24 protein-coding genes and 1 tRNA gene are annotated in these 18,115 nt (G+C 69.1%); 15 read left to right on the top strand and 10 right to left on the bottom strand.

All coding sequences use genetic code 11. The features are described 5' to 3' along the window. The first annotated feature begins 1 nt into the window (after position 1). From NKG98_RS11475 to NKG98_RS11465, 3 genes are read left to right on the top strand one after another with little or no spacing between them, the layout of a single operon-like run. Positions 2–259, top strand: coding sequence for a hypothetical protein (locus NKG98_RS11475; RefSeq protein WP_254766057.1), 258 nt, complete (start codon positions 2–4; stop codon positions 257–259). Next, the gene (locus NKG98_RS11470) at positions 256–1,677 is read left to right on the top strand and encodes a radical SAM protein (protein WP_254766056.1); all 1,422 of its coding nucleotides are present in this window, start codon (positions 256–258) and stop codon (positions 1,675–1,677) included. Before NKG98_RS11475 ends, NKG98_RS11470 begins: the two co-directional genes overlap by 4 nt. Continuing rightward, complete coding sequence (locus NKG98_RS11465) at positions 1,674–2,480, top strand: DUF483 domain-containing protein (protein WP_254766055.1); 807 nt, start codon at positions 1,674–1,676, stop codon at positions 2,478–2,480. The genes NKG98_RS11470 and NKG98_RS11465 overlap by 4 nt, the downstream gene beginning before the upstream one ends. Before the next feature lie 224 nt (positions 2,481–2,704). Here the strand turns inward: NKG98_RS11465 and NKG98_RS11460 are convergent, their stop codons facing one another. Then, positions 2,705–3,376, bottom strand: a complete 672-nt coding sequence (locus NKG98_RS11460; RefSeq protein WP_254766054.1) for a hypothetical protein — start codon at positions 3,374–3,376, stop codon at positions 2,705–2,707. After that, a complete protein-coding gene (locus tag NKG98_RS11455; protein WP_254766053.1) occupies positions 3,373–4,092 on the bottom strand; it encodes a hypothetical protein in 720 nt (239 codons plus the stop codon). Before NKG98_RS11455 ends, NKG98_RS11460 begins: the two co-directional genes overlap by 4 nt. Before the next feature lie 525 nt (positions 4,093–4,617). Between NKG98_RS11455 and NKG98_RS11450 the strand changes: the two genes are divergently transcribed. The 6 genes from NKG98_RS11450 to NKG98_RS11425 all read left to right on the top strand — a co-directional run bounded on the left by NKG98_RS11450 (position 4,618) and on the right by NKG98_RS11425 (position 7,279). Beyond that, complete coding sequence (locus NKG98_RS11450; RefSeq protein WP_254766052.1) at positions 4,618–4,893, top strand: hypothetical protein; 276 nt, start codon at positions 4,618–4,620, stop codon at positions 4,891–4,893. Next, positions 4,890–5,273: a hypothetical protein gene (locus NKG98_RS11445; RefSeq protein WP_254766051.1), complete on the top strand. Its 384-nt coding sequence runs from the start codon at positions 4,890–4,892 to the stop codon at positions 5,271–5,273. Before NKG98_RS11450 ends, NKG98_RS11445 begins: the two co-directional genes overlap by 4 nt. Beyond that, on the top strand, positions 5,270–5,494 hold the full coding sequence (locus NKG98_RS11440; protein ID WP_254766050.1) for a DUF7563 family protein: 225 nt from the start codon (positions 5,270–5,272) through the stop codon (positions 5,492–5,494). The genes NKG98_RS11445 and NKG98_RS11440 overlap by 4 nt, the downstream gene beginning before the upstream one ends. Further along, the gene (locus NKG98_RS11435) at positions 5,491–5,658 is read left to right on the top strand and encodes a hypothetical protein (protein ID WP_254766049.1); all 168 of its coding nucleotides are present in this window, start codon (positions 5,491–5,493) and stop codon (positions 5,656–5,658) included. Before NKG98_RS11440 ends, NKG98_RS11435 begins: the two co-directional genes overlap by 4 nt. Before the next feature lie 292 nt (positions 5,659–5,950). Next, a complete protein-coding gene (locus NKG98_RS11430) occupies positions 5,951–6,181 on the top strand; it encodes a hypothetical protein (protein WP_254766048.1) in 231 nt (76 codons plus the stop codon). Positions 6,182–6,184: 3 nt separating this feature from the next. After that, the gene (locus NKG98_RS11425; RefSeq protein ID WP_254766047.1) at positions 6,185–7,279 is read left to right on the top strand and encodes a hypothetical protein; all 1,095 of its coding nucleotides are present in this window, start codon (positions 6,185–6,187) and stop codon (positions 7,277–7,279) included. A gap of 173 nt (positions 7,280–7,452) precedes the next feature. Here NKG98_RS11425 and NKG98_RS11420 read toward each other — a convergent pair. Continuing rightward, positions 7,453–7,526: transfer RNA gene (locus tag NKG98_RS11420), tRNA-Val, on the bottom strand. Positions 7,527–7,587: 61 nt separating this feature from the next. Here NKG98_RS11420 and NKG98_RS11415 point away from each other — a divergent pair. Together NKG98_RS11415 and NKG98_RS11410 are read left to right on the top strand one after the other, a co-directional pair. Beyond that, entirely contained in the window at positions 7,588–8,085 is a 498-nt protein-coding gene (locus tag NKG98_RS11415) for a DUF192 domain-containing protein (protein ID WP_254766046.1), read from the top strand. Between the two features lie 84 nt (positions 8,086–8,169). Further along, complete coding sequence (locus NKG98_RS11410; RefSeq protein ID WP_254766045.1) at positions 8,170–10,095, top strand: ABC transporter ATP-binding protein; 1,926 nt, start codon at positions 8,170–8,172, stop codon at positions 10,093–10,095. Here the strand turns inward: NKG98_RS11410 and NKG98_RS11405 are convergent. After that, positions 10,092–10,436: a DUF5789 family protein gene (locus tag NKG98_RS11405; protein WP_254766044.1), complete on the bottom strand. Its 345-nt coding sequence runs from the start codon at positions 10,434–10,436 to the stop codon at positions 10,092–10,094. The two genes, NKG98_RS11410 and NKG98_RS11405, sit on opposite strands and share 4 nt — an antisense overlap. Positions 10,437–10,568: 132 nt before the next feature. Between NKG98_RS11405 and NKG98_RS11400 the strand changes: the two genes are divergently transcribed. Beyond that, positions 10,569–11,306 carry a creatininase family protein gene (locus tag NKG98_RS11400; RefSeq protein WP_254766043.1) on the top strand — a complete coding sequence of 246 codons (738 nt, stop codon included), beginning with the start codon at positions 10,569–10,571 and terminating at the stop codon, positions 11,304–11,306. 15 nt (positions 11,307–11,321) lie between these two features. Here NKG98_RS11400 and NKG98_RS11395 read toward each other — a convergent pair whose 3' ends face one another. After that, entirely contained in the window at positions 11,322–11,747 is a 426-nt protein-coding gene (locus NKG98_RS11395) for a DUF5790 family protein (RefSeq protein ID WP_254766042.1), read from the bottom strand. Positions 11,748–11,858: 111 nt separating this feature from the next. Further along, the gene (locus tag NKG98_RS11390) at positions 11,859–12,215 is read right to left on the bottom strand and encodes a dihydroneopterin aldolase family protein (RefSeq protein WP_254766041.1); all 357 of its coding nucleotides are present in this window, start codon (positions 12,213–12,215) and stop codon (positions 11,859–11,861) included. Between the two features lie 94 nt (positions 12,216–12,309). Here NKG98_RS11390 and azf point away from each other — a divergent pair, with 94 nt between their 5' ends. Next, positions 12,310–13,053, top strand: a complete 744-nt coding sequence (azf, locus tag NKG98_RS11385; protein ID WP_254766040.1) for an NAD-dependent glucose-6-phosphate dehydrogenase Azf — start codon at positions 12,310–12,312, stop codon at positions 13,051–13,053. 406 nt (positions 13,054–13,459) lie between these two features. After that, the gene (locus tag NKG98_RS11380; RefSeq protein WP_254766039.1) at positions 13,460–14,707 is read left to right on the top strand and encodes a plastocyanin/azurin family copper-binding protein; all 1,248 of its coding nucleotides are present in this window, start codon (positions 13,460–13,462) and stop codon (positions 14,705–14,707) included. 88 nt (positions 14,708–14,795) lie between these two features. Here NKG98_RS11380 and NKG98_RS11375 read toward each other — a convergent pair whose 3' ends face one another. The 3 genes from NKG98_RS11375 to NKG98_RS11365 form a co-directional block, all read right to left on the bottom strand. After that, a complete protein-coding gene (locus NKG98_RS11375) occupies positions 14,796–15,410 on the bottom strand; it encodes a DUF309 domain-containing protein (protein ID WP_254766038.1) in 615 nt (204 codons plus the stop codon). 92 nt (positions 15,411–15,502) lie between these two features. Then, positions 15,503–16,600: an aminopeptidase gene (locus tag NKG98_RS11370; protein WP_254766037.1), complete on the bottom strand. Its 1,098-nt coding sequence runs from the start codon at positions 16,598–16,600 to the stop codon at positions 15,503–15,505. Positions 16,601–16,657: 57 nt separating this feature from the next. Further along, on the bottom strand, positions 16,658–17,374 hold the full coding sequence (locus NKG98_RS11365) for a queuosine precursor transporter (RefSeq protein ID WP_254766036.1): 717 nt from the start codon (positions 17,372–17,374) through the stop codon (positions 16,658–16,660). A 167-nt stretch (positions 17,375–17,541) separates the two neighbouring features. On the opposite strand from NKG98_RS11365, the gene NKG98_RS11360 reads away from it, so the two are divergent. Continuing rightward, positions 17,542–17,736, top strand: coding sequence for a cold-shock protein (locus NKG98_RS11360; protein ID WP_254766035.1), 195 nt, complete (start codon positions 17,542–17,544; stop codon positions 17,734–17,736). Positions 17,737–17,811: 75 nt separating this feature from the next. Here the strand turns inward: NKG98_RS11360 and NKG98_RS11355 are convergent, their stop codons facing one another. Beyond that, positions 17,812–18,075: a hypothetical protein gene (locus NKG98_RS11355; protein WP_254766034.1), complete on the bottom strand. Its 264-nt coding sequence runs from the start codon at positions 18,073–18,075 to the stop codon at positions 17,812–17,814. Between the last annotated feature and the right edge of the window lie 40 nt (positions 18,076–18,115).

Raw genomic sequence — 18,115 nt, 5'->3', positions numbered from 1 at the left:
GATGACTGAGTACGCGTTTCACAAGGCGGTGATCGCACCGGACGACCACCACACCATTCCGGTCTGGGCGGTCGTCACCGACGACGACGGGCGGAAACACCAGGTGAAGTTCCGTCGGTACGGAGACGACGACGCGCTCCGGCCGCTTCCGGGTGTCGTAGACGACGGTCGCGTCTCGGTCGCCGCCGCCGGGATCGACGAGTACACGACGTTCGACGCCGACGACGACGTTCCCGGCCCCGAGGTGATCCGAGAGTGACGAACCACATCTCGCCGGTCATCGGTTGTAACCTCGGCTGTACGTACTGCTACGAGGAGCCGGGGCGGGAGATGACCGAGAAGAAGGTCCGCGAGGAGTACGACCTCGACGAGGTCCTGGCGAAGATCGACGACTGGGCCGAACGGTTCCCCCATCGACCGCCCGGCCTCCACGGCGGCGAGCCGTTGCTGATGCCGAAACCCCACCTCCGTGAGATCTACGGACGGATCCGCGAGCACTGGGGAGAGGGGTCCGGGTCGACGCACATCCAGACGAACGGGACGCTCCTCGACGAGGAGCACGTCGAGATCTTCAGGGAGTTCGACGTTCGCGTCGGAATCTCGTGTGACGGTCCCGCCGAACTCAACGACGAGCGCAAGGCGCGGCAGGGCGGCGAGGACGTCACCCGGCGGATGACCGAGGAGACGCACGAGGCGATCGACCTCCTGATCGACGAGGGGATCAGCCTCGGGATCATCGTCGTCCTCCACGAGATCAACGCGGGCACCGACGAGAAGTTAGCGACGCTTCTCGACTGGATAGACTACCTCAATCGCAACGGCGTGGTCGGTCACTACAATCCGGCGATCCCGTACGAGGACGTCCAGCAGGACATCTCACTGTCGCCGGAACGACTCGGCGACGTCTACATTCGAACGTGGGAGTGGATGATGGAACCCGGTCAGGACCACCGGGAGTGGAACCCGATGCGCCGGTTCCAGGACAACCTCCTCGGGTTCGGACTGGGCAACTGCGTCCAGGACAAGTGTGACGTGTTCAACACGAAGGCCGCCCGCGTGATCAACGGCGAGGGCGAGGCCACCGGGTGCGGGAAAGGCTGGAACGAAGGCGACGGCGTCCCCTTCCTGCAAGGCGAGAGCAGCGACCAGGAGTGGGGCGACGGCGAGGAGCGCTACGAGATGCTCAAGCAGGTTCCCGGCTGCTGTCCGCACGACGACGGCGAGGAGCACGACGACGACGTCGACCTCGGCGGGATGAAGGGGTGTCGGTACTGGAACGTCACCACCGCCGGCTGTCCGGGTGCGGGGCTCGACGACGACTACCGGAACCGTTCGATCTGGCACGAGCCGACCCACCGGCTCTACGAGCGCATCGAGCACGACATGCGCCGGCTGTTCCCCGGCATCAAACTCGTCACGGACTTCCCGTGGGACGCGCCGATCGCCGACCACATCCGCGAGAACGGATCGCTGGACCTCCAGCCGTTCTCGAACGTCCGCGACGACGGGACGGGTCCGACGGGCGTCCGCGACGGCTCGTCCGACCACGACCCCTGGAACGCACTCGACGAGGAGGTCCCGTTCGAGCGGATCGTCGAGCGCTTCGAGGACCAGTACGGCGAGGAGTACGTCACGGCCGACTGGGAGACCAAGAGCGTTCACGGAGACACGTCATGACTGTCGAGCCACGGTACCCGATCGAGTACGACGGCGAGATCGACCTCGAGCCGTTCGCGAAGCACAACTGGAAGAGCGCCGCCGCCCGCGACAGGTGGCGGGAGCCGCTGAACGCGTGTCGCGACGCGTACCCGCTCGTCGAGATCCGCGCCGTCGCCGACTCCGACGCCGATCGGTCGGCCGCCGTCGTCGATCGGGCGCGCCTGCGCGACCCCGACTACGTCAACGAGATCGCCGACGCGGGGCTCGCGACCACGGTCTCCCACGATACGGCGTTCGTCGGCCGGACCGAGGAGAGCGCCGATCTCGCGGCCGAAGCGTACGCCGACGGCGACGACGCCCTGCTCGGCGACCTCCTCGGCTACCCCGACTGCTGCGTCGACGCGTACCGCGACGACGTCGACGAGGATTACGTCCCGCCGATCTACGAGATCGCGTGCCGATCGGACTGTGCCGTCGAGGATCCCGACCGCGAGACGCTCCGCCTCGACGATCCCGACCCCTTGCTCAACGTTCTCTGGGGGCACCTCGGCTGGCAGTTCGTCTCGCACGTCCCGTGTGCGTTCGACTGCGAAGCGAGCCGCGAGATCGCCGCCGTTCACGGTCGACTCTACCGCGAACTCGGTCTGGGTGAGGAGGCCGAGGCCCTCTGGGAGTTCCTCGCGACCCCGGCGACGTGGAGCGGGTTGAAGGGCATCTCGACCGTCCGTAACGGCTACCTGATCGGCTCGACGAACGCGCCGGCGTACTGGAGCGAGAAGACCGTCACGTGGGCGGAAGAGCACGCACGTACGCTGCTGTGAGCGCGACGTCGTCCGGCCGATAGCCGGCAGACTATTTCTCCCGCGCTCTCGCTACGGCGGGTCGCCGAGGGAGGTCCCGTCCGAGTGCGACGGCCACGTCCCGACTCGTCGGGATCACGAGCGAGACCCGTAGACGTCGCCCCGCCGAGGTGGTACACTCGCCCCGGCGTCCGCGAACCGATCCGTTCGAAAAGCGCTCTCCGACGCCGCGATCCGGCGGCCGGTCACGTCGTCTCGACGTCGACGCGGGTCAACCTCGGGGTCTCCGACGGACTCTCGGCCTCTATCTCCTCGAGTTCGTCGTCGGTCGCCGTCCGCGTCGTCGCCGTCTTCAACAGGGCGTCGCGGTCGAACGGGATACACTGGAATATCGGCGTTCCCTCCGGGATCACGGCGTGTGTCCGTTCCTCGAAGAGGTTAGGGCAGTGGGTGACCGTCGGGAACACGTCGAAGTCGACACAGCCCGAGAATGGCGTGAACAACGGATTCGGCCTGCTCAGCGGGGCCGTAAGCAGCGCGGAGTAGCCGTCCGGGAGTCGGACCGTCCAGTAGCTGTGGAACTTCGTGATACTGATGGGAACGAAAAACCCCTCCATCTGGCCGGGCGCGTGCAGCGAGACGACGTCTCGATCGAAGTTCGTCGTCCACTCGACACCCTGACCCTCCGCTTCGGCGTTGATCTCGGCCCGGGCGTACATCCGCAGTATCCACCCCTCGTTGAGGGCGTTGAGAACCGAATCGGGCACGGACGAATCGACCCACTCCGGGACGAACTCCGACGCGGGGCGGGGCTCCGGAACGATCCCGTAGTCCGCGTCGTAGGTCGCGAACACCGCCGCTCCGTCCCGCTGTTCGATCAACTTCTCGTCGATCGCGTCGCGCGTCGCGAACTTCATCCGTCGATCATCCTCGTCGACTTCGGCGTCCACTCCCGCGTTCGGTACCACGACCGGTTCACGCTCGTCCTGCGCTTTGTCATGTCGTAGGACTGTTTCCCGTCGCGACGGAACGGCCGGACGACCGCGTTTTCGAGACGTGACTCCCGCTCGAACGGAATCACCTGCACGAGCGGCGTCCCCTCTCGGAGAACCGTTCTGGCCCCGTCGGCGTACCAGAACGCGGGCGCGTCGATCCACTGGAGCGTGCGGTCCGCGTCGACGATCTGTGCGACGACCTCGAACCGTCGCTCGCGCCGGTTCATCGGCTGGACGACCAGCGCCGAGTACCCGTCCGGGACTTTCAGTGCCCAGCGACTGTGAAACTTCACCGTGTCGATCGCCCGGTCGGGGAGTTTGCCGTTGCCCAGCGTGTACTCGGTCACCACTCCGGCGCCGCCGTCGTCGAACTCGACCGGGCCGTCGGCCGGGTTCTCCGAGTTGACCTTCACGTCGGCCTCCAGCGGCAGGATCCATCCGAGCGAAAGCGCGTCGAGAAACGCCGGACAGAGCCGCACCGTCTGTTCTCTGAACTTCCCCTCCCTCGTCACCGGGGGGAGGTTCCGGTACCACTCCGGCAAGACGTCGGCCGCCGGTTTCGGCTCCGGGATCGCTCCGTCGTCGTCCGGATGGCAGACGAACTCTACTTTCTCGGTCTCGCTCGGCCTGTCGCCCATACGGGCCCGTCGTTCATCGACGTTATGAAGCTCAGTTCGGCCTATATTAGGCCCCCCGTAGTGCCGGGGGCCGATGCCGTCGGCTCGTGCCCGTCTCACGCCGGTTCGAACCGCGTGGGTCCGTGTTCGCCGGCCGATTACCGGTGGCGATAGCCGTACTGCCCGTATCGGAAAGGAGAGATTCGCCGTACACGCTCTCGCGCGAGGGAATCCGGCCGATCCTCTCGAAAGACGGCTTACGGAAACTCCCCGACCAGTCTGATACCGATACGACGAGTACGACCTGTCAGTGCTCGCGGCTCCGGGGCGTGTCCGGTTCGACCCGACGCGCCCGAGCGCCCGCGGGTGAGGACCACCCATGATCCGTACCCCTACGAGACTTCGAGACCGGACCGACGGCGAGACGACCGATTTCAGACCGGACGGCGCGACGCCCCCCGTGGAACGCGGCGGGCGGCCGGCCGAGAGACCCGGCGCCGACGCGTCGCGTCGGCGTCGGAACGGGCTCCGCCCCGAGGTGCGTCGATGAGTGTCGACGGCCGACCCGACCAGGCGCTGGGAGCGATCCGCGACGCCCTCCGGGAGCGACGCGACCGCATCGGCCCCTACGTCAAGGCGCGACACGTCGCCGAGGACCTCGACGTCCCGGTCCAGTACGTCACGCCCCGCCTCTCGGCGCTCGTCGACATGGGCGACCTGACCGTCTGGAGCGACGCGACGCCGCGAACGTACCGGATCACGCTCGACGAGCGCGGCGGCACCGACGCCGACGAGGCGGCGACGGGGGGTGATCGGCGATGAGCCGCGCCGCGGGCGGGCCCGTCGGCGCCGCCCGTCCGCCGCTCGAACTCGCGGACCGCCTCGACCGCGTCCGGGGGACCTGGACCGACGACGAGCCGCTGGTCCTCGTCTTCCCCGGCGAGACCCAGCCGGTCGTCGCCCACGTGGCGGGCGAGTGGCGGTACCTCTCGGAGCGCCGCCACGTCCCGGGGGTGGCCGACCGACTCGACCTCGAGGTCGCGACCCTCCGCCGGGGCGTCCCGTCGGTCGAGCCCCTCTCGGAACACCTCGAACGGCTCGTTCGGCGTCGGTTCGAGTCGCCGCCGACGGACGTCGCCGATCGACCGCCGGGCGACGGGGGCGAAACCGCCGCCGAACGTACCAGCGGGGGCCGGCGATGACGGCCGGTTCGAACGTCCCGGTCGGTCGGTTCAGCGACTACGGCGCGAACCCGGGCGTCGGCCGGGCGTGTCTGACCTGCGGCGCCCACCTCACGAACCGGTTCGTCAAGGTGTTCGAACCGGAGCGGCGTGCGGGGGTTCACGTCTGTCCGAACTGTGCGGACGGGCGAGCGATCGGACCGGACGGCCGACTCCACGGTCGCACGCGAGGGGACCGATGAGCGCCGGCGACGGCGGCGACGGACGGGGCCGCGGCGGCCGCGATCACCGCGCGGCGCGCGAGCGCCTGTCACCGATCGCCCGCGGCGGCCTCGTCTTCGGCCTCGGCCTCGCGGGCGTCCTCGCGCTCGCCCTCGCGAGCGGGATCGGGGTGTTCGCCGGATGAGTTCGACGCCGTCCGCCGGCGAGGCCGCCAGCGACCGATCGACCGATGCCGGGGCCGAGCGCCGACCCCGCGCCGGGGCGTCGCTCCCGGAGACCCGGAGCGGGACGACCCCGTACGTCAGGTGCGCCGGACGACACCTCCGAACGCTCGAGGGGTCGGATGGACGCGGGTGAGCCGACGCCGGCCGGAGCGGGGGTATCGATCGACAGGGAGCCGGACACCGAGACTCATGGGTACTGGAGTGACCGACAGAGAGCGATGCATCGCGTGGAACCGGAGGATAGATAGCCACATGCCGATCGAACGATGGAAGGCGATCAAGGGCGCGTTCTTCGCGGTCCTCACGGTCGCGTTCGCGGCGTTCGTGATCCGGATGGAGGCCGATCCGACGGCCGTGTTCTTCGGCGCCGCAACGTTGCTGCTGGTCTACTTCGGCGTCGAACTCAAGGAGGTCGAACTCGCCCGCGGCGTGACGATCACGTTCCTCGACGGCGAGGAGCGCGACGACGACGGGGGTGAGTGAGCCGTGTCCAGTCACCTGCCGGCGACGGTACCTCCCGCCCCCGGCGGGGGCGAGGACGGCGCGACCGGCGACCTCGTGCTCGCCCCGGCCGCCCCGCCGGGGACCGAGCGCCTCGTCGCCGACCTCCGCGAGGAGGTGTCGCGACTGATCGTCGCCGAACTCGAACGCCTCGCGGACGCGCTCGCGCCGGACTCCGACGGTGCCGGTCGGCGTCGACCCGGTGGGCGTCCCGTCGACCGGGTCGTCGCGTCGCTCGACCTCGCCGACGCCGTTCGCGCGGCCGTCCACGACGCCGCCGGCGACGCCGTTCGCGCGGCCGTCGCCGCGACCTGCGATCGGCTGGCGGACGCCCTCGAAGGCCACGCGGCCGTCGCCGACGGCGTCGCGGTGCTCTCGGTCGCCGTCGACGTGACCGGCACGCACGCGTGGGAGACGGTCCGGCGGCGGACCGCGAGGGCCGGCGCGTTCGTCGAGGAGCGCGTGCGGCGTCAGCTACGCGACCTCCTCCGTGGGGTCGCCGACGGGGACCTCGCCGCGACCGTCCGCGGGCGGGCGGCCGAAATCGGCGACGACTACGGCCGCGTCCTCTCGGGGCTCGAAATCCCGCAGGCGCGTCGCGACGGCGTCGCCGCGGTCGCGGAGGCCGCCGACGTCGTCGCCGCCACGCGCTGGCGCGCGAGCGACGACTGCCCCCACGCGTGGCACGCGCGGATGGACGGGACGGTCGTCGACTGCGGCGACCCGTTCGTCGTCCCCGCCGTCGAGGGGGGCGACCAGCCCGGGGCGTACCCCCGCGCGGTGTTCGCGGTCGGCGCCGACGAACCGTTCGGCTGTCGGTGCGCCCAGGACCTCGTCCTCGCGGCCGACGTGCCGACGGACGTCCGCGAACTCCGCGGGTGGGACGGCGTCGACGTCGACTGCCGGGTCACGGACAGGCAGTACGGCGTCTGGCTGGACCACGCCCGTGACGGCGAGGACTTCGCGGCGCTGCTGGCGCGCATCGACGCGGAGTACTCGCGCACGCGGGCCGCGGAGACGTTCTGCAACGGCTCGAAGAAGCAACTCTACGGCTGGCTGGCGGAGTACGGGCTCAAGTGACGTGGGATTTAAATCCGCCACTCTCGTCAGAGCTCTGCCGCTCACGGGTGGTTCGCGGCAGAAATATGGGCTCGGGCGGGTTCGAACCACGGTCGCAGCGAAGCTGCTCCCTGATTCGAATCCGCCACTCTCGTCAGAGCTCTGCCGCTCACGGGTGGTTCGCGGCAGAAATATGGGCTCGGGCGGGTTCGAACCACCGACCTCGGCCTTGTAAAGGCCGCGTCATGACCAGCTAGACCACGAGCCCGCACCCTCACCAAACCGGCGCGTTCGAATAACCTTTACTTTCTGGCGCCGGAGCGGGGGGCATGGCCTTCGAGCGCGTCCCGGCCGTCCTGCTCTCGGTGGGGGTCGTGCTGCTCGTCGCGGTGCTCGCGGCCCACCTCGGCTTCCTGCCGGCGCCGTGGAGCGCCGACCGCGCCACCGTCACGGTCGTCGCCGGGGACGGGACGACGAAGGCGGTCGTCGACGCCGAGGTCGCGGACACGCCCGTCGAGCGATACGTCGGCCTGAGCGATCACGACTCGCTGGCCGACGGCGAGGGGATGCTGTTCGTCCACGGCAGCGAGGACGAGCGGACGTACGTCATGCGCGAGATGGACTTCGCCATCGACGTCGTCTTCGTCGGCGCCGACGGCGAGATCACGGCGATTCGCCACGCCCGGGCGCCCGACCCCGGCGAGGACGGCGAGGACCTCGCGTACTCGGGGCGGGCGAAGTGGGTGCTCGAAGTGCCCCGGGGGTACGCCGACGAGCGGGGGATCGAAGCCGGCGACGCGGTCGCGATCGAGTACGAGCGATCCTGACCCCGGCGCGGCGACCCTCACCGTGAGCGACCTATTTCGATTCGTAGGGAACACTTATTGGTGCCGCACCACTGAGGCCGGGTAATGAGTAGCGTCGACTGGGACAAAGACGACCCCTTCGAGGAGCAACGGGAGAACATCGACAGCCCGATGCGCCGGTTGCTCTTCGAGTACGGTCGGCCGTACTGGTTCTCCGTGACGTCGGGCATCGTCGGGAGCGTGTTCGCCCGGGTGCTCGACCTGATCCCGCCCGTACTGCTCGGGATCGCGATCGACGCGGTCTTCCAGCGGAGCGAACCCTACTCGCTCCCGCTCGTCCCCGACGCCTGGCTCCCGACGGACCGGGGCGAGCAGTTCGCGTTCACGGTGGTGCTCATCGCCGTCTCGTTCCTCGTCGGCGCGGCGTTTCACTGGGTCCGCAACTGGGGGTTCAACTCGTTCGCACAGGACATCCAGCACGACGTCCGGACCGCCGCCTACGACAAGATGCAGCGGCTGGACATGGAGTTCTTCTCGAACAAGCAGACCGGCGAGATGATGTCGGTGCTCTCGAACGACGTCAACCGCCTCGAACGCTTCCTCAACGACGGGCTGAACTCCGCGTTCCGCCTCGGGGTGATGGTGCTTGCCATCGCGGGCATCCTCGTCTGGCTCAACCCGCAACTCGCGCTCGTCGCGATGTCGCCGGTCCCGCTGATCGCGGTCTTCACCTACCTCTTCGTCAAGAAGATCCAGCCGAAGTACGCCGCCGTCCGCTCGTCGGTCGGGAAGGTAAACTCCCGACTCGAGAACAACCTCGGCGGCATTCAGGTGATCAAGGCCGACAACACCGAGTCCTACGAGTCCGAGCGGGTCGACGAGGTCTCGCGGAAGTACTACGACACGAACTGGGGGGCGATCCGCCTGCGGATCAAGTTCTTCCCCGGCCTGCAGATCATCTCCGGGGTCGGTTTCGTCCTCACGTTCCTCGTCGGCGGCTACTGGGTGTTCGCCGGCGCGCCGGGGCCGTTCAGCGGGTCGCTCTCGACGGGGTCGTTCGTCACGTTCATCCTGCTGACCCAGCAACTCGTCTGGCCGATGGCCCAGTTCGGTCAGGTGATCAACATGTACCAGCGGGCCGAGGCCTCCGCCGAGCGCATCTTCGGGCTGATGGACGAGCAGGGCCGCATCGAGACCGACGTCGACGCCCCCGACCTCGAGATCGACGAGGGGCGCGTCGAGTACGACGGCGTCGGCTTCGGCTACGAGGCGGGCGAGACGATCGTCGACGACGTCTCCTTCGAGGTACCCGGCGGCGAGACGATCGCGCTCGTCGGCCCCACCGGCGCGGGCAAGTCGACGGTGCTCAAACTCCTCTTGCGGCTGTACGACGTCGACGAGGGCGAGATCCGCATCGACGGTCAGGACGTCCGGGCGGTCTCGCTGCCGAGCCTTCGCCGGGCGATGGGGTACGTCGGCCAGGAGTCGTACCTCTTCTACGGGACGGTCGAGGAGAACATCACCTACGGCACCTTCGACGCGACCGACGAGGAGATCGTCGAGGCGGCGAAAGCCGCCGAGGCCCACGAGTTCATCCAGAACCTCCCGGAGGGCTACGACACGATGGTCGGCGAGCGCGGCGTCAAACTCTCGGGCGGCCAGCGCCAGCGCGTCGCCATCGCTCGCGCGGTGCTCAAGGACCCCGACGTCCTCGTGCTCGACGAGGCGACCAGCGACGTCGACACCGAGACGGAGATGCTCATCCAGCGTTCGATCGACCGGCTGACCGAGGAGCGGACGACGTTCGCCATCGCCCACCGGCTGTCGACGATCAAGGACGCCGACCGGATCGTCGTCCTCGAGGGCGGACGGATCGTCGAGCGGGGCACCCACGAGGAACTGCTCGAAGAGGACGGTCTCTACGCCCACCTCTGGGGCGTACAGGCCGGCGAGATCGACGAACTACCCCAGGAGTTCATCGAGCGCGCCCAGCGGCGCACCGCGCGGACGCAGGCGCGGCGGACCGACTAGAAGGACTCGTTCCCGCCCTCGACGTCCTGGCCGGGCGCGCCCTCCTCCTGTCGTTCCTCGCCCGGCGCGGGCGGCGTCCGGTCGCTGTAGTTCTTGCGTCCGATCGCCTCGTCGCCGACCATGTTCATGATCGCCTGTTCGACCTCGCCGTAGTCCCGGTACTCGTCCTCGTTCAGCGGGCCGACGAGTTCCTCGAACGTCGCCGTCTCCTCGGACATCTCCACCTCCTCGTCGCCGTAGGCTTCGAGCAGTTCGTCCTGACTCGCCGGGTAGTCGTGTTCGCGGAGTTTGTCCGCCAGGTCGCCCAGTTCGACGCCGAGTTCGCGGTTGTCGTCGCTCATACGCGACCCGAGGGAAGCGGCCCGGTTACCAGTTCGGCCTGCCCTCGCGTGGGCGGCGTCGAGACGGACGGGAGGGAACGAACGCGACCGCGAGGCGTCGATTACAAGGCGCGACCGCGCGTCGGTGCCGACATGTACCTCCCTTCGGCCACCTGGACCGACGTCGCCGACTGCGAGACCGACCTCGCGGTGCTCCCGGTCGGCAGCACCGAACAGCACGGCCCGCACGCGCCGCTCGGGACCGACGCCCTCGCCGCGGAGGCGGTCGCCGAGGCGGGTCTGGAGCGCTACGACGGCGAGGTCGTCCGCGCCCCCGCGATCCCGGTCGGCGTCGCCGAGGAGCACCGCCAGTTCCCGGGGACGATGTGGGTCTCGCCGGACACCTTCCGGGCGTACGTCCGCGAGAGCGTCGCGAGCCTCGCCGCCCACGGCTTCGACCGGGTCGTTCTCGTCAACGGCCACGGCGGCAACGTCCCCGCCTTGCGGGAGGTCGCGGCGACGATCACCCGCCGGGACGACGCCTACGCGGTGCCGTTCACGTGGTTCGAGGCCGTCGGCGAGCACGCCGAGGAGATGGGCCACGGCGGGCCCCTGGAGACGGCGCTCATGCGCGCGGTCCACCCGGAACTCGTCCGCGAGGAGCGCGTCGAGGCGGCCCGCGAGGGCGCCGCCGACGGCTGGGGCGAGTGGGTGAGCCACGCGAACCTCGCGTTCGACTCGGCGGAGTTCACGGAGAACGGCGTGGTCGGCGACCCGGCCGCGGGCGACGCCGACCGGGGCGACGAACTGCTCGAACTGGCGGGCGAGGCGCTGGCGCGACTGCTTGCGGCGGTCGCCGAGCGCGACGTCTCGCGGCCGGCGTCCCGCTGAAGCCGACCCGCGGCGTCACTCGTCGGCGTCGTCCTCGCTCGCGTCCTCGTCGGGGCCCGCGCTCTCGAGGGTGTTGCGGAGGCCGGGAATCGTCGCGGTGAGGTCGCTCACCTGCTCGCCCGCCGTGGCGACGTCTGCGATGGCGTCCTCGACGTCGGCGATTTCGGCTTCGAGGTCCTCGGCGTCCTCGAAGGCGCCGGCGCGCTCGCCCATCGTGAACCACTTCTTGGCGTCACGGAGGTGGGCCTCGGCGTCGCCCGCGTCGAGGGCGGACTTGAGGCCGTTGAGGGTGCCGAGGACGTTGTCGGCGTCGGTCTCCCAGACGTCGTCGGCCGCCGGGAGCGCCTCCCAGGCCCGTTCGAGCGAATCCTCCACGTCGGCGCGCATCTCGCTTGCGGCTTCGCCGAACAGTTCGTCGTCGTCGAGTGACGCTTGGCTCATACCGTCACGTTCACGGCCGTCGAGGTTAAAAGGTAGCCCGAAAGTGAAAGTGAAATTCCGGGGAAGAACGTCGGTACCGATGGATCGGTCGTCGGATTTCGAAAGGAACGTCTATCGGTTCCGGACCGACGCGACGCGCATCAGCGGGTAGCCGTCCTCCATCGCCATCCGGGAGACGACCTCGACGCCCTCGCGCTCGACGACGATTTCGACGTCGAGGAACCGGCCGGTCAACTCGGTGTAGTCGGCCGCGGACTCGGCCAGCGCGGCCTCCAGTTCGTCGGTCCGCACCTCGACGGTCACCTCGCGGCAGTGTGGCTGGTTCTCGATGGCCGCCTCCATCGCGCGCGCGAGACTGGGGGCGCTCGCGGGCGAGACGGGCGTCCCCGCGAACTGGTGGTACAGCGAGCCGAACTTGATGCCGGCCTCGAAGCAGGCGACCTCGGGGTCGGTCGGGTCGTCGGTCATGGGGGAGCCCTCGTCGGCCGGCGGGAAGGTCGTTGCGATGCGACAGGAACCGAACCGCATGGTTCTTATCGGGGCTCCCCTTCCCACCGAACGAATGGTGCGTTCGGTCCTGCTCACGGGAGCCGCGGGGCGCGTCGGGGAGGCCATCCTCGCGGACCTGGCAGACGAGTACGAGTGGCGCTTGCTCGACCGTGACCCGCCGACGGAGGACCTGCCGGGGGAGGTCGTCGTCGCGGACGTCACCGACGAGGCCGCCGTCCGCGAGGCGATGGACGGGGTCGACGCCGTGATCCACCTCGCGGGCGACCCGCGCCCGGAGGCCCCGTGGGACAGCGTCCTCACCAACAACATCGACGGCACCCAGACCGTCTTCGAGGCCGCCGTCGACGTCGGCGTCGAGAAGGTCGCGTTCGCCTCCTCGAACCACGCCGTCGGCGCCTACGAGACCGACGAGCGCACGCCCGAGATGTACCGCCCCGACCACGACTTCCGCCTCGACGGGACCGAACTCCCCCGCCCCGGTAACCTCTACGGCGTCTCGAAGGCCGCCGGCGAGCTTCTCGCCCGCTACTACCACGACGAGCACGACCTCCCGGTCGTTTGCGTCCGCATCGGCAACCTCACCGAGGGCCACCCGCCGGTCGACTACGAGCGCGGGCAGGCGATGTGGCTCTCCTACCGCGACTGTGCGCACCTGTTCGAGCGCTGTCTCGAAGCCGACTACGGCTACGAGATCGTCTACGGCATCTCCGACAACGACCGCAAGTACTACTCCTTAGAGCGCGCCTGCGAGGTGCTGGGCTACGAACCGCGGGACAACTCGGCGCGACACGACTGACGGCGGGTAGGCCCCGGAATCCCGCGACCGGGAGAGACACGACGCGGGAACTCTCTCGGATACGGCGTCTCGACGGAATACGATCCTCGATCGGTTCGTCCGGTCCTCGCACGGACGATGTCGGGTTTTTGACGACAACTGTCCCGAACGCGGGCGGGAACGAGAGGAATCGCCTACTTATTCCTCTCTCTAATTGTACGAAACTATGCGACAGCGAGCCATTTTCGTCTCCGCGCCCGAAGTATGTTAACTATTACCATGATATGGCCGACGGGGACCGGCTTGTAACCTGCACCGGGCGACATATTGGGTAACTGATTTTATCGGGATGCAACGATCCTGTCAGTATATCCCGCCGTGAGTTTGCGTGTTCGACGCGGGCGGCAGCAACTGGGGGAGTGATACGATGCGATCACCAGAGACCGAGAGACCCGACGACTCGTTCGACGAACCGATAACCGACTGGTTCGACTTCGAGCGGCGACCGTTGCTGAAATCGCTGGGTGCGGGAGTCGCCCTCTCGCTGGGCAGTGGTCTCGCAACTGCTCGCGGCGACGATCACGCTGTCTCGACGGCGCCCGCTACTGGCGGGTCCGACGCGGGGGGAATCGACCCACAGTACGGCTTTGCGGTGCCCGACGTCGAAGAAATTCCCGAGAGCCTCGTCCCGGACCACGAAGTCGAACTCCACACGGAGGAACCGGAAGACCCCGAGAACCCGGACCGGCCCCCTTTCTTTCACTTCGACCCGGTCGGGATTCACGTGAGCGCGGGCGACGTCGTGCAGTTTACGTCCCTGTCTCCCGATCACACGATTACGGCCTATCATCCCGCACAGGGGTTCCAACAGCGGGTGCCCGACGGAGTCCCCCCCTTCTCGTCGCCGGTGCTCACCATCGGTAGCGCCTGGCTCTACGAGTTCACCGAACCGGGCGTGTACGACGTGTACTGTGGTCCACACCACGTTCTCGGAATGAGCATGCGAATCGTCGTCGGCGACCTCGCCGCGGACGACCTGCCGGAGTACGCGGACACGTTCGAGGGGAGCGACGAACCGCCGCTCCTTGCCCCGTTTAGCAAGGCGTTCCTCGAACACGAACTCAACGCGACGACCGAGGGGAACGAGGACTGCGAGTGGGCGTGGCTGACGCCACAGGAGATCCTCGACGCCCCCGCGCTCGACCCGGCGACGGTTCGAGACCGGGGAACGGTGCCGTTCGCGGACGTCCTCGCCGATATCGATCGCTTCGCGGACGAACTCCCGGACCATGACGAAGCCGACGAGACAGCGCCGACCGTTCAGATCCGCGATCACGCCGAGTACGGCGAGATCCTGGTCGACTCGGACGAAATGACGCTGTACATGTTCGATCAGGACACCCAGGGAGCGGCGGAGAGTGCCTGTTACGACGATTGCGCCGATGCCTGGCCGCCGCTCACCGCCGACGCGGCCGTCGCCGGCGACGACGTGACGGCCGACCTCCGGACCTTCGAGCGAGAGACCGGCGAGACGCAGGTGACGGCCAACGGCTGGCCGCTGTACCTCTTCGCTCGGGACGACGCGCCGGGCGACGTTCGCGGACAGGGCAGCAACGGCGTCTGGTGGGTCCTCGGACCCGATGGGACCCCCATCCGCTCCGAACCGAACGACTAGACCGCGCGAGGCCCGGAGTCAGCGACGAGCCACGAACCGATTCGGCGGGACGCGGTCGGGATCCGGCAGGATCGACGAACCGGGACGGTCAGAACAGCCCCTCGACGTCCTCCTCGCGCGCCCGCCGCCGCTCGACGTGTTCCGAGAGCCGCCGGTAGACGATCCCCCGGTTCTCGTCGTCGCGGACGAAGTCGAACAGCAGCGTCAGGAAGCGACTGTCGTCGCGGCCCTCCGCGAGGTCCGCGAGCGCGTATTCCCCGGCGCGCTCGACGGGGTCCGGGTCGTAGCCGAACTCCTCGGCGAGGACCGCCGCCGCGAGCGCGGTCGGTTCCGGCCCGAGGTCGGCCCGCCGCGGGCGCTCGCCCTCGTGGGAGAGCGCGATCGGCGGCCGGCGCTCGATCACCTCGGGGTCGGCCGCGAGGCGGTCGAGGTAGTCGCGGACGGGGACGAGGGCGACGTCGCGGTAGTCGGCGGGCAGGCCGTCGAGGTACTCGCGGCCGCTCCCGGCGAGGCCGACCGCGCCCGCCCAGTTGCACTCGCGGGCGTGGTGGACGGCCGCGGTGAACTGGATCAGCCCGTGGAGCAGCCGCTCGTCGTCGGTCCCGCGTTCGAGGTCGAGCCAGCGGTCCTCCCAGGCGTCGTGGGCGGCGTGGTAGCCGCCGTCGTTGTAGACGGCGACGCCCGCCCGGAGCGCGTCGCGCACGGTCGACGTTGGTCGCCGCGGCTAAAGGACCCTCCGCCGTCGGTCGCGGCGGTACCGCGTTCCGCGCGAGGGGATGCCGTCCGCTGGACGGCCTACCCCTCGAACCCGTCTTCCCACCGGAACCGGCCGTTGCGCTGGACGACCTCGCCGTCGACTTCGAGCCGGGAGTCCTCGCTGACGTCGGTGATCAGGTCGGTGTGGACGGCCGACTCGTTGCCGGTCTCGCCCTCGGGGAGGCAGGCGTCGTAGGCCCGGCCCACCGCGAGGTGGACCGTGTCGCCCATCTTCTCGTCGAAGAGGATGTTGTCCGTGTAGCGGTCGATGCCGCGGTTCATGCCGATGCCGAGTTCGCCGAGGCGGCGGGCGCCCTCGTCGGTGTCGAGGATCTCGCCGATCACGTCGGCCCCCTGGGCGGCGTCGTGGGCGACGACCTCGCCGTCCGCGAACTCGAGGCGGACGTCCCGGACGGCCTCGCCCTCGATCGTCATCGGGACGTCGAAGGTGACCTCGCCCTCGGTCGCGTACGGCGCGGTGAACACCTCGCCGCTGGGGAGGTTGTGCGAGTCGTAGGCGACCGAGGCGGCGCTGTTGACCGCCGTCCGGCCGTCGATGCGCATCGTGAGGTCGGTCCCCGCGCCCACGAGCCGTACCTCCTCGCCGTCGTCGAGGACCGTCTTCATCTTCGCCATCTCCTCGGCGAGGGTCTCCCAGTCGCGCAGGATGGCGTCGTAGGCGAACTCCCGGTACTCCTCGTAGGCCATGTTCGCCCGCTGGGCGAGCGACCGGGTGGGGTGGGCCGTCGACACCCAGCGGCTGTCGTAGCGGGCCTCGCGGACGCCCGTGCGCGCCTTCCGGTGAGCCTGCCGGATCTCGCCCGGCACGTCGGCGGTGGCGCTCGCGTTGCGGCCGCCGCCGAGCGAGAGGTAGACGTCCGCGTTCTCCGCGAGCGCGAGTTCGTGGGCGGGGTCCTCGTCGAACTCGCCGGTACTGGCGCGCAGGTACGCCCGCGTCACCTCGCCGGCGGCGTAGGTCGCGACGAGGTTCGCCCCGCGCTCGCCGAGTCGCTCGGCCACGGCGACCGCGAGTTCGTGGGCGTCGGGACCGACGCTCACCACGACGTTATCGCCGGCCTCGACCCGCGCGCTCCAGTCGACCAGCACCCGTGCGTGTTCGCGTACGCGTTCGTCCATGCGCGCACCTCGCGAGCGAGCCACAAAACGCTCCCCGTTTCGGTCGACGTCGCCGGTTCAGGCCGTCGCGGGCTCCTCGCCCGCGGCCGTGCGCCGCGAGCGAACGAGGGCGACGACGGCGTAGACGACCGGCGTGTCGAGGACGGCGATCAGGAGCTTCAGCAGGTACTGGCCGACGATCAGCGAGAGGAGGAGGGACGTGGACTCGACGTTGCCGACGCCGAGGACGGCGGGGGCGACGGCGAAGGCGACCGTGACGAAGATGACGGTGTCGATGGCCTGACTGCTCGCCGTCGAGGCGACGTTGCGCAGCCAGAGGTGGTCGCCGTCGGTGTACCCGCGGATGCGGTGGAAGACGATCACGTCCCAGTTCTGGCTGACGACGTACGCGAGCAGGCTCCCGAGGACGATGTTCGTCGACGCGCCGAGGACGGTCTCGAACTGGGCGGCGAGTTCGGGGTCTGCGGCCGGGGCCGCGATGGTCGACCAGACCAGCAGGAGGACGACGAAGTTCATCGCGAACGCGACGTTGACGACCACCTGCGCGGCCTTCCGGCCGTACAGTTCCGAGTAGCAGTCGCTCGCGAGGAACGTCAGCGCGTAGGCGAGCGCCGCCCCGGGCAGTGCGAGTTCGGCGCCCGTCACCGGGAGCGACAGGGGCAGGTCGAACACCAGCACTTTCGAAGCGGTGAGCTGGGCCGTCGCCAGCGCGGTGACGAACAGCCCGATCAGCGCCACCTGCGGCACCGTCGGCGTCGCGCGTGTTCGGCTCATGGAGGGGGGCTACTCGCTGCCCCCACGTAAACGATGCTATTCGAGCCCGACTCAGAGATGATCGAGGTCGCACTCGAATCCGCTCGACCCCGTGGCGTGTGTAACCGTGGCGATACGATCGACGTATCGGTACCCTTATCAGTGTGGCTCCGGTCCCTTTAGAGGCAATGGCGAAAGGCAACGTTGATTTCTTCAACGACACAGGCGGTTACGGTTTCATTTCGACGGACGACGCGGACGACGACGTGTTCTTCCACATGGAAGACGTTGGCGGCCCGGACCTCGAAGAAGGACAGGAGATCGAATTCGACATCGAACAGGCCCCGAAGGGCCCCCGCGCGACCAACGTCAGCCGCCTGTAACACGGCTTCTGCGTTCAGTAACTCGGCTTTCGATTCTTCGACGCGCTACCCGGCGAGCGACGGCGTCGGTCCCGCTCACCCCGCGTCGATCTTCGTAACCGTGCGGATCTCGTCGTAGCGGACGCTGTGCTGTGAGACCGGGTGGCCGTCGATTTCGAGGTAGCCCCGGCCTTCCTCGTCGGCCTCGAAGCCGGTCACCTCGCCGACGGCCGCGATCCGGTCGGCGTCGGCGATCCGCTCGCGGCGGACCTCGACCTCGTCGCCGACGGCGACGAACTCCTCGACGAGTCGCGCGGTCTCGCGTTCGGTGGCCCCTTCCGGGACGGTGAGTTCGGTCACGGCGGCCGTTCGGCCGCCGGCGGCTTGAGGGGCGCGCCTG

This window comes from Salinilacihabitans rarus (assembly GCF_024296665.1).
GTDB lineage: Archaea > Halobacteriota > Halobacteria > Halobacteriales > Natrialbaceae > Salinilacihabitans > Salinilacihabitans rarus.
This window is presented reverse-complemented; position numbering and strand designations above follow the sequence as displayed.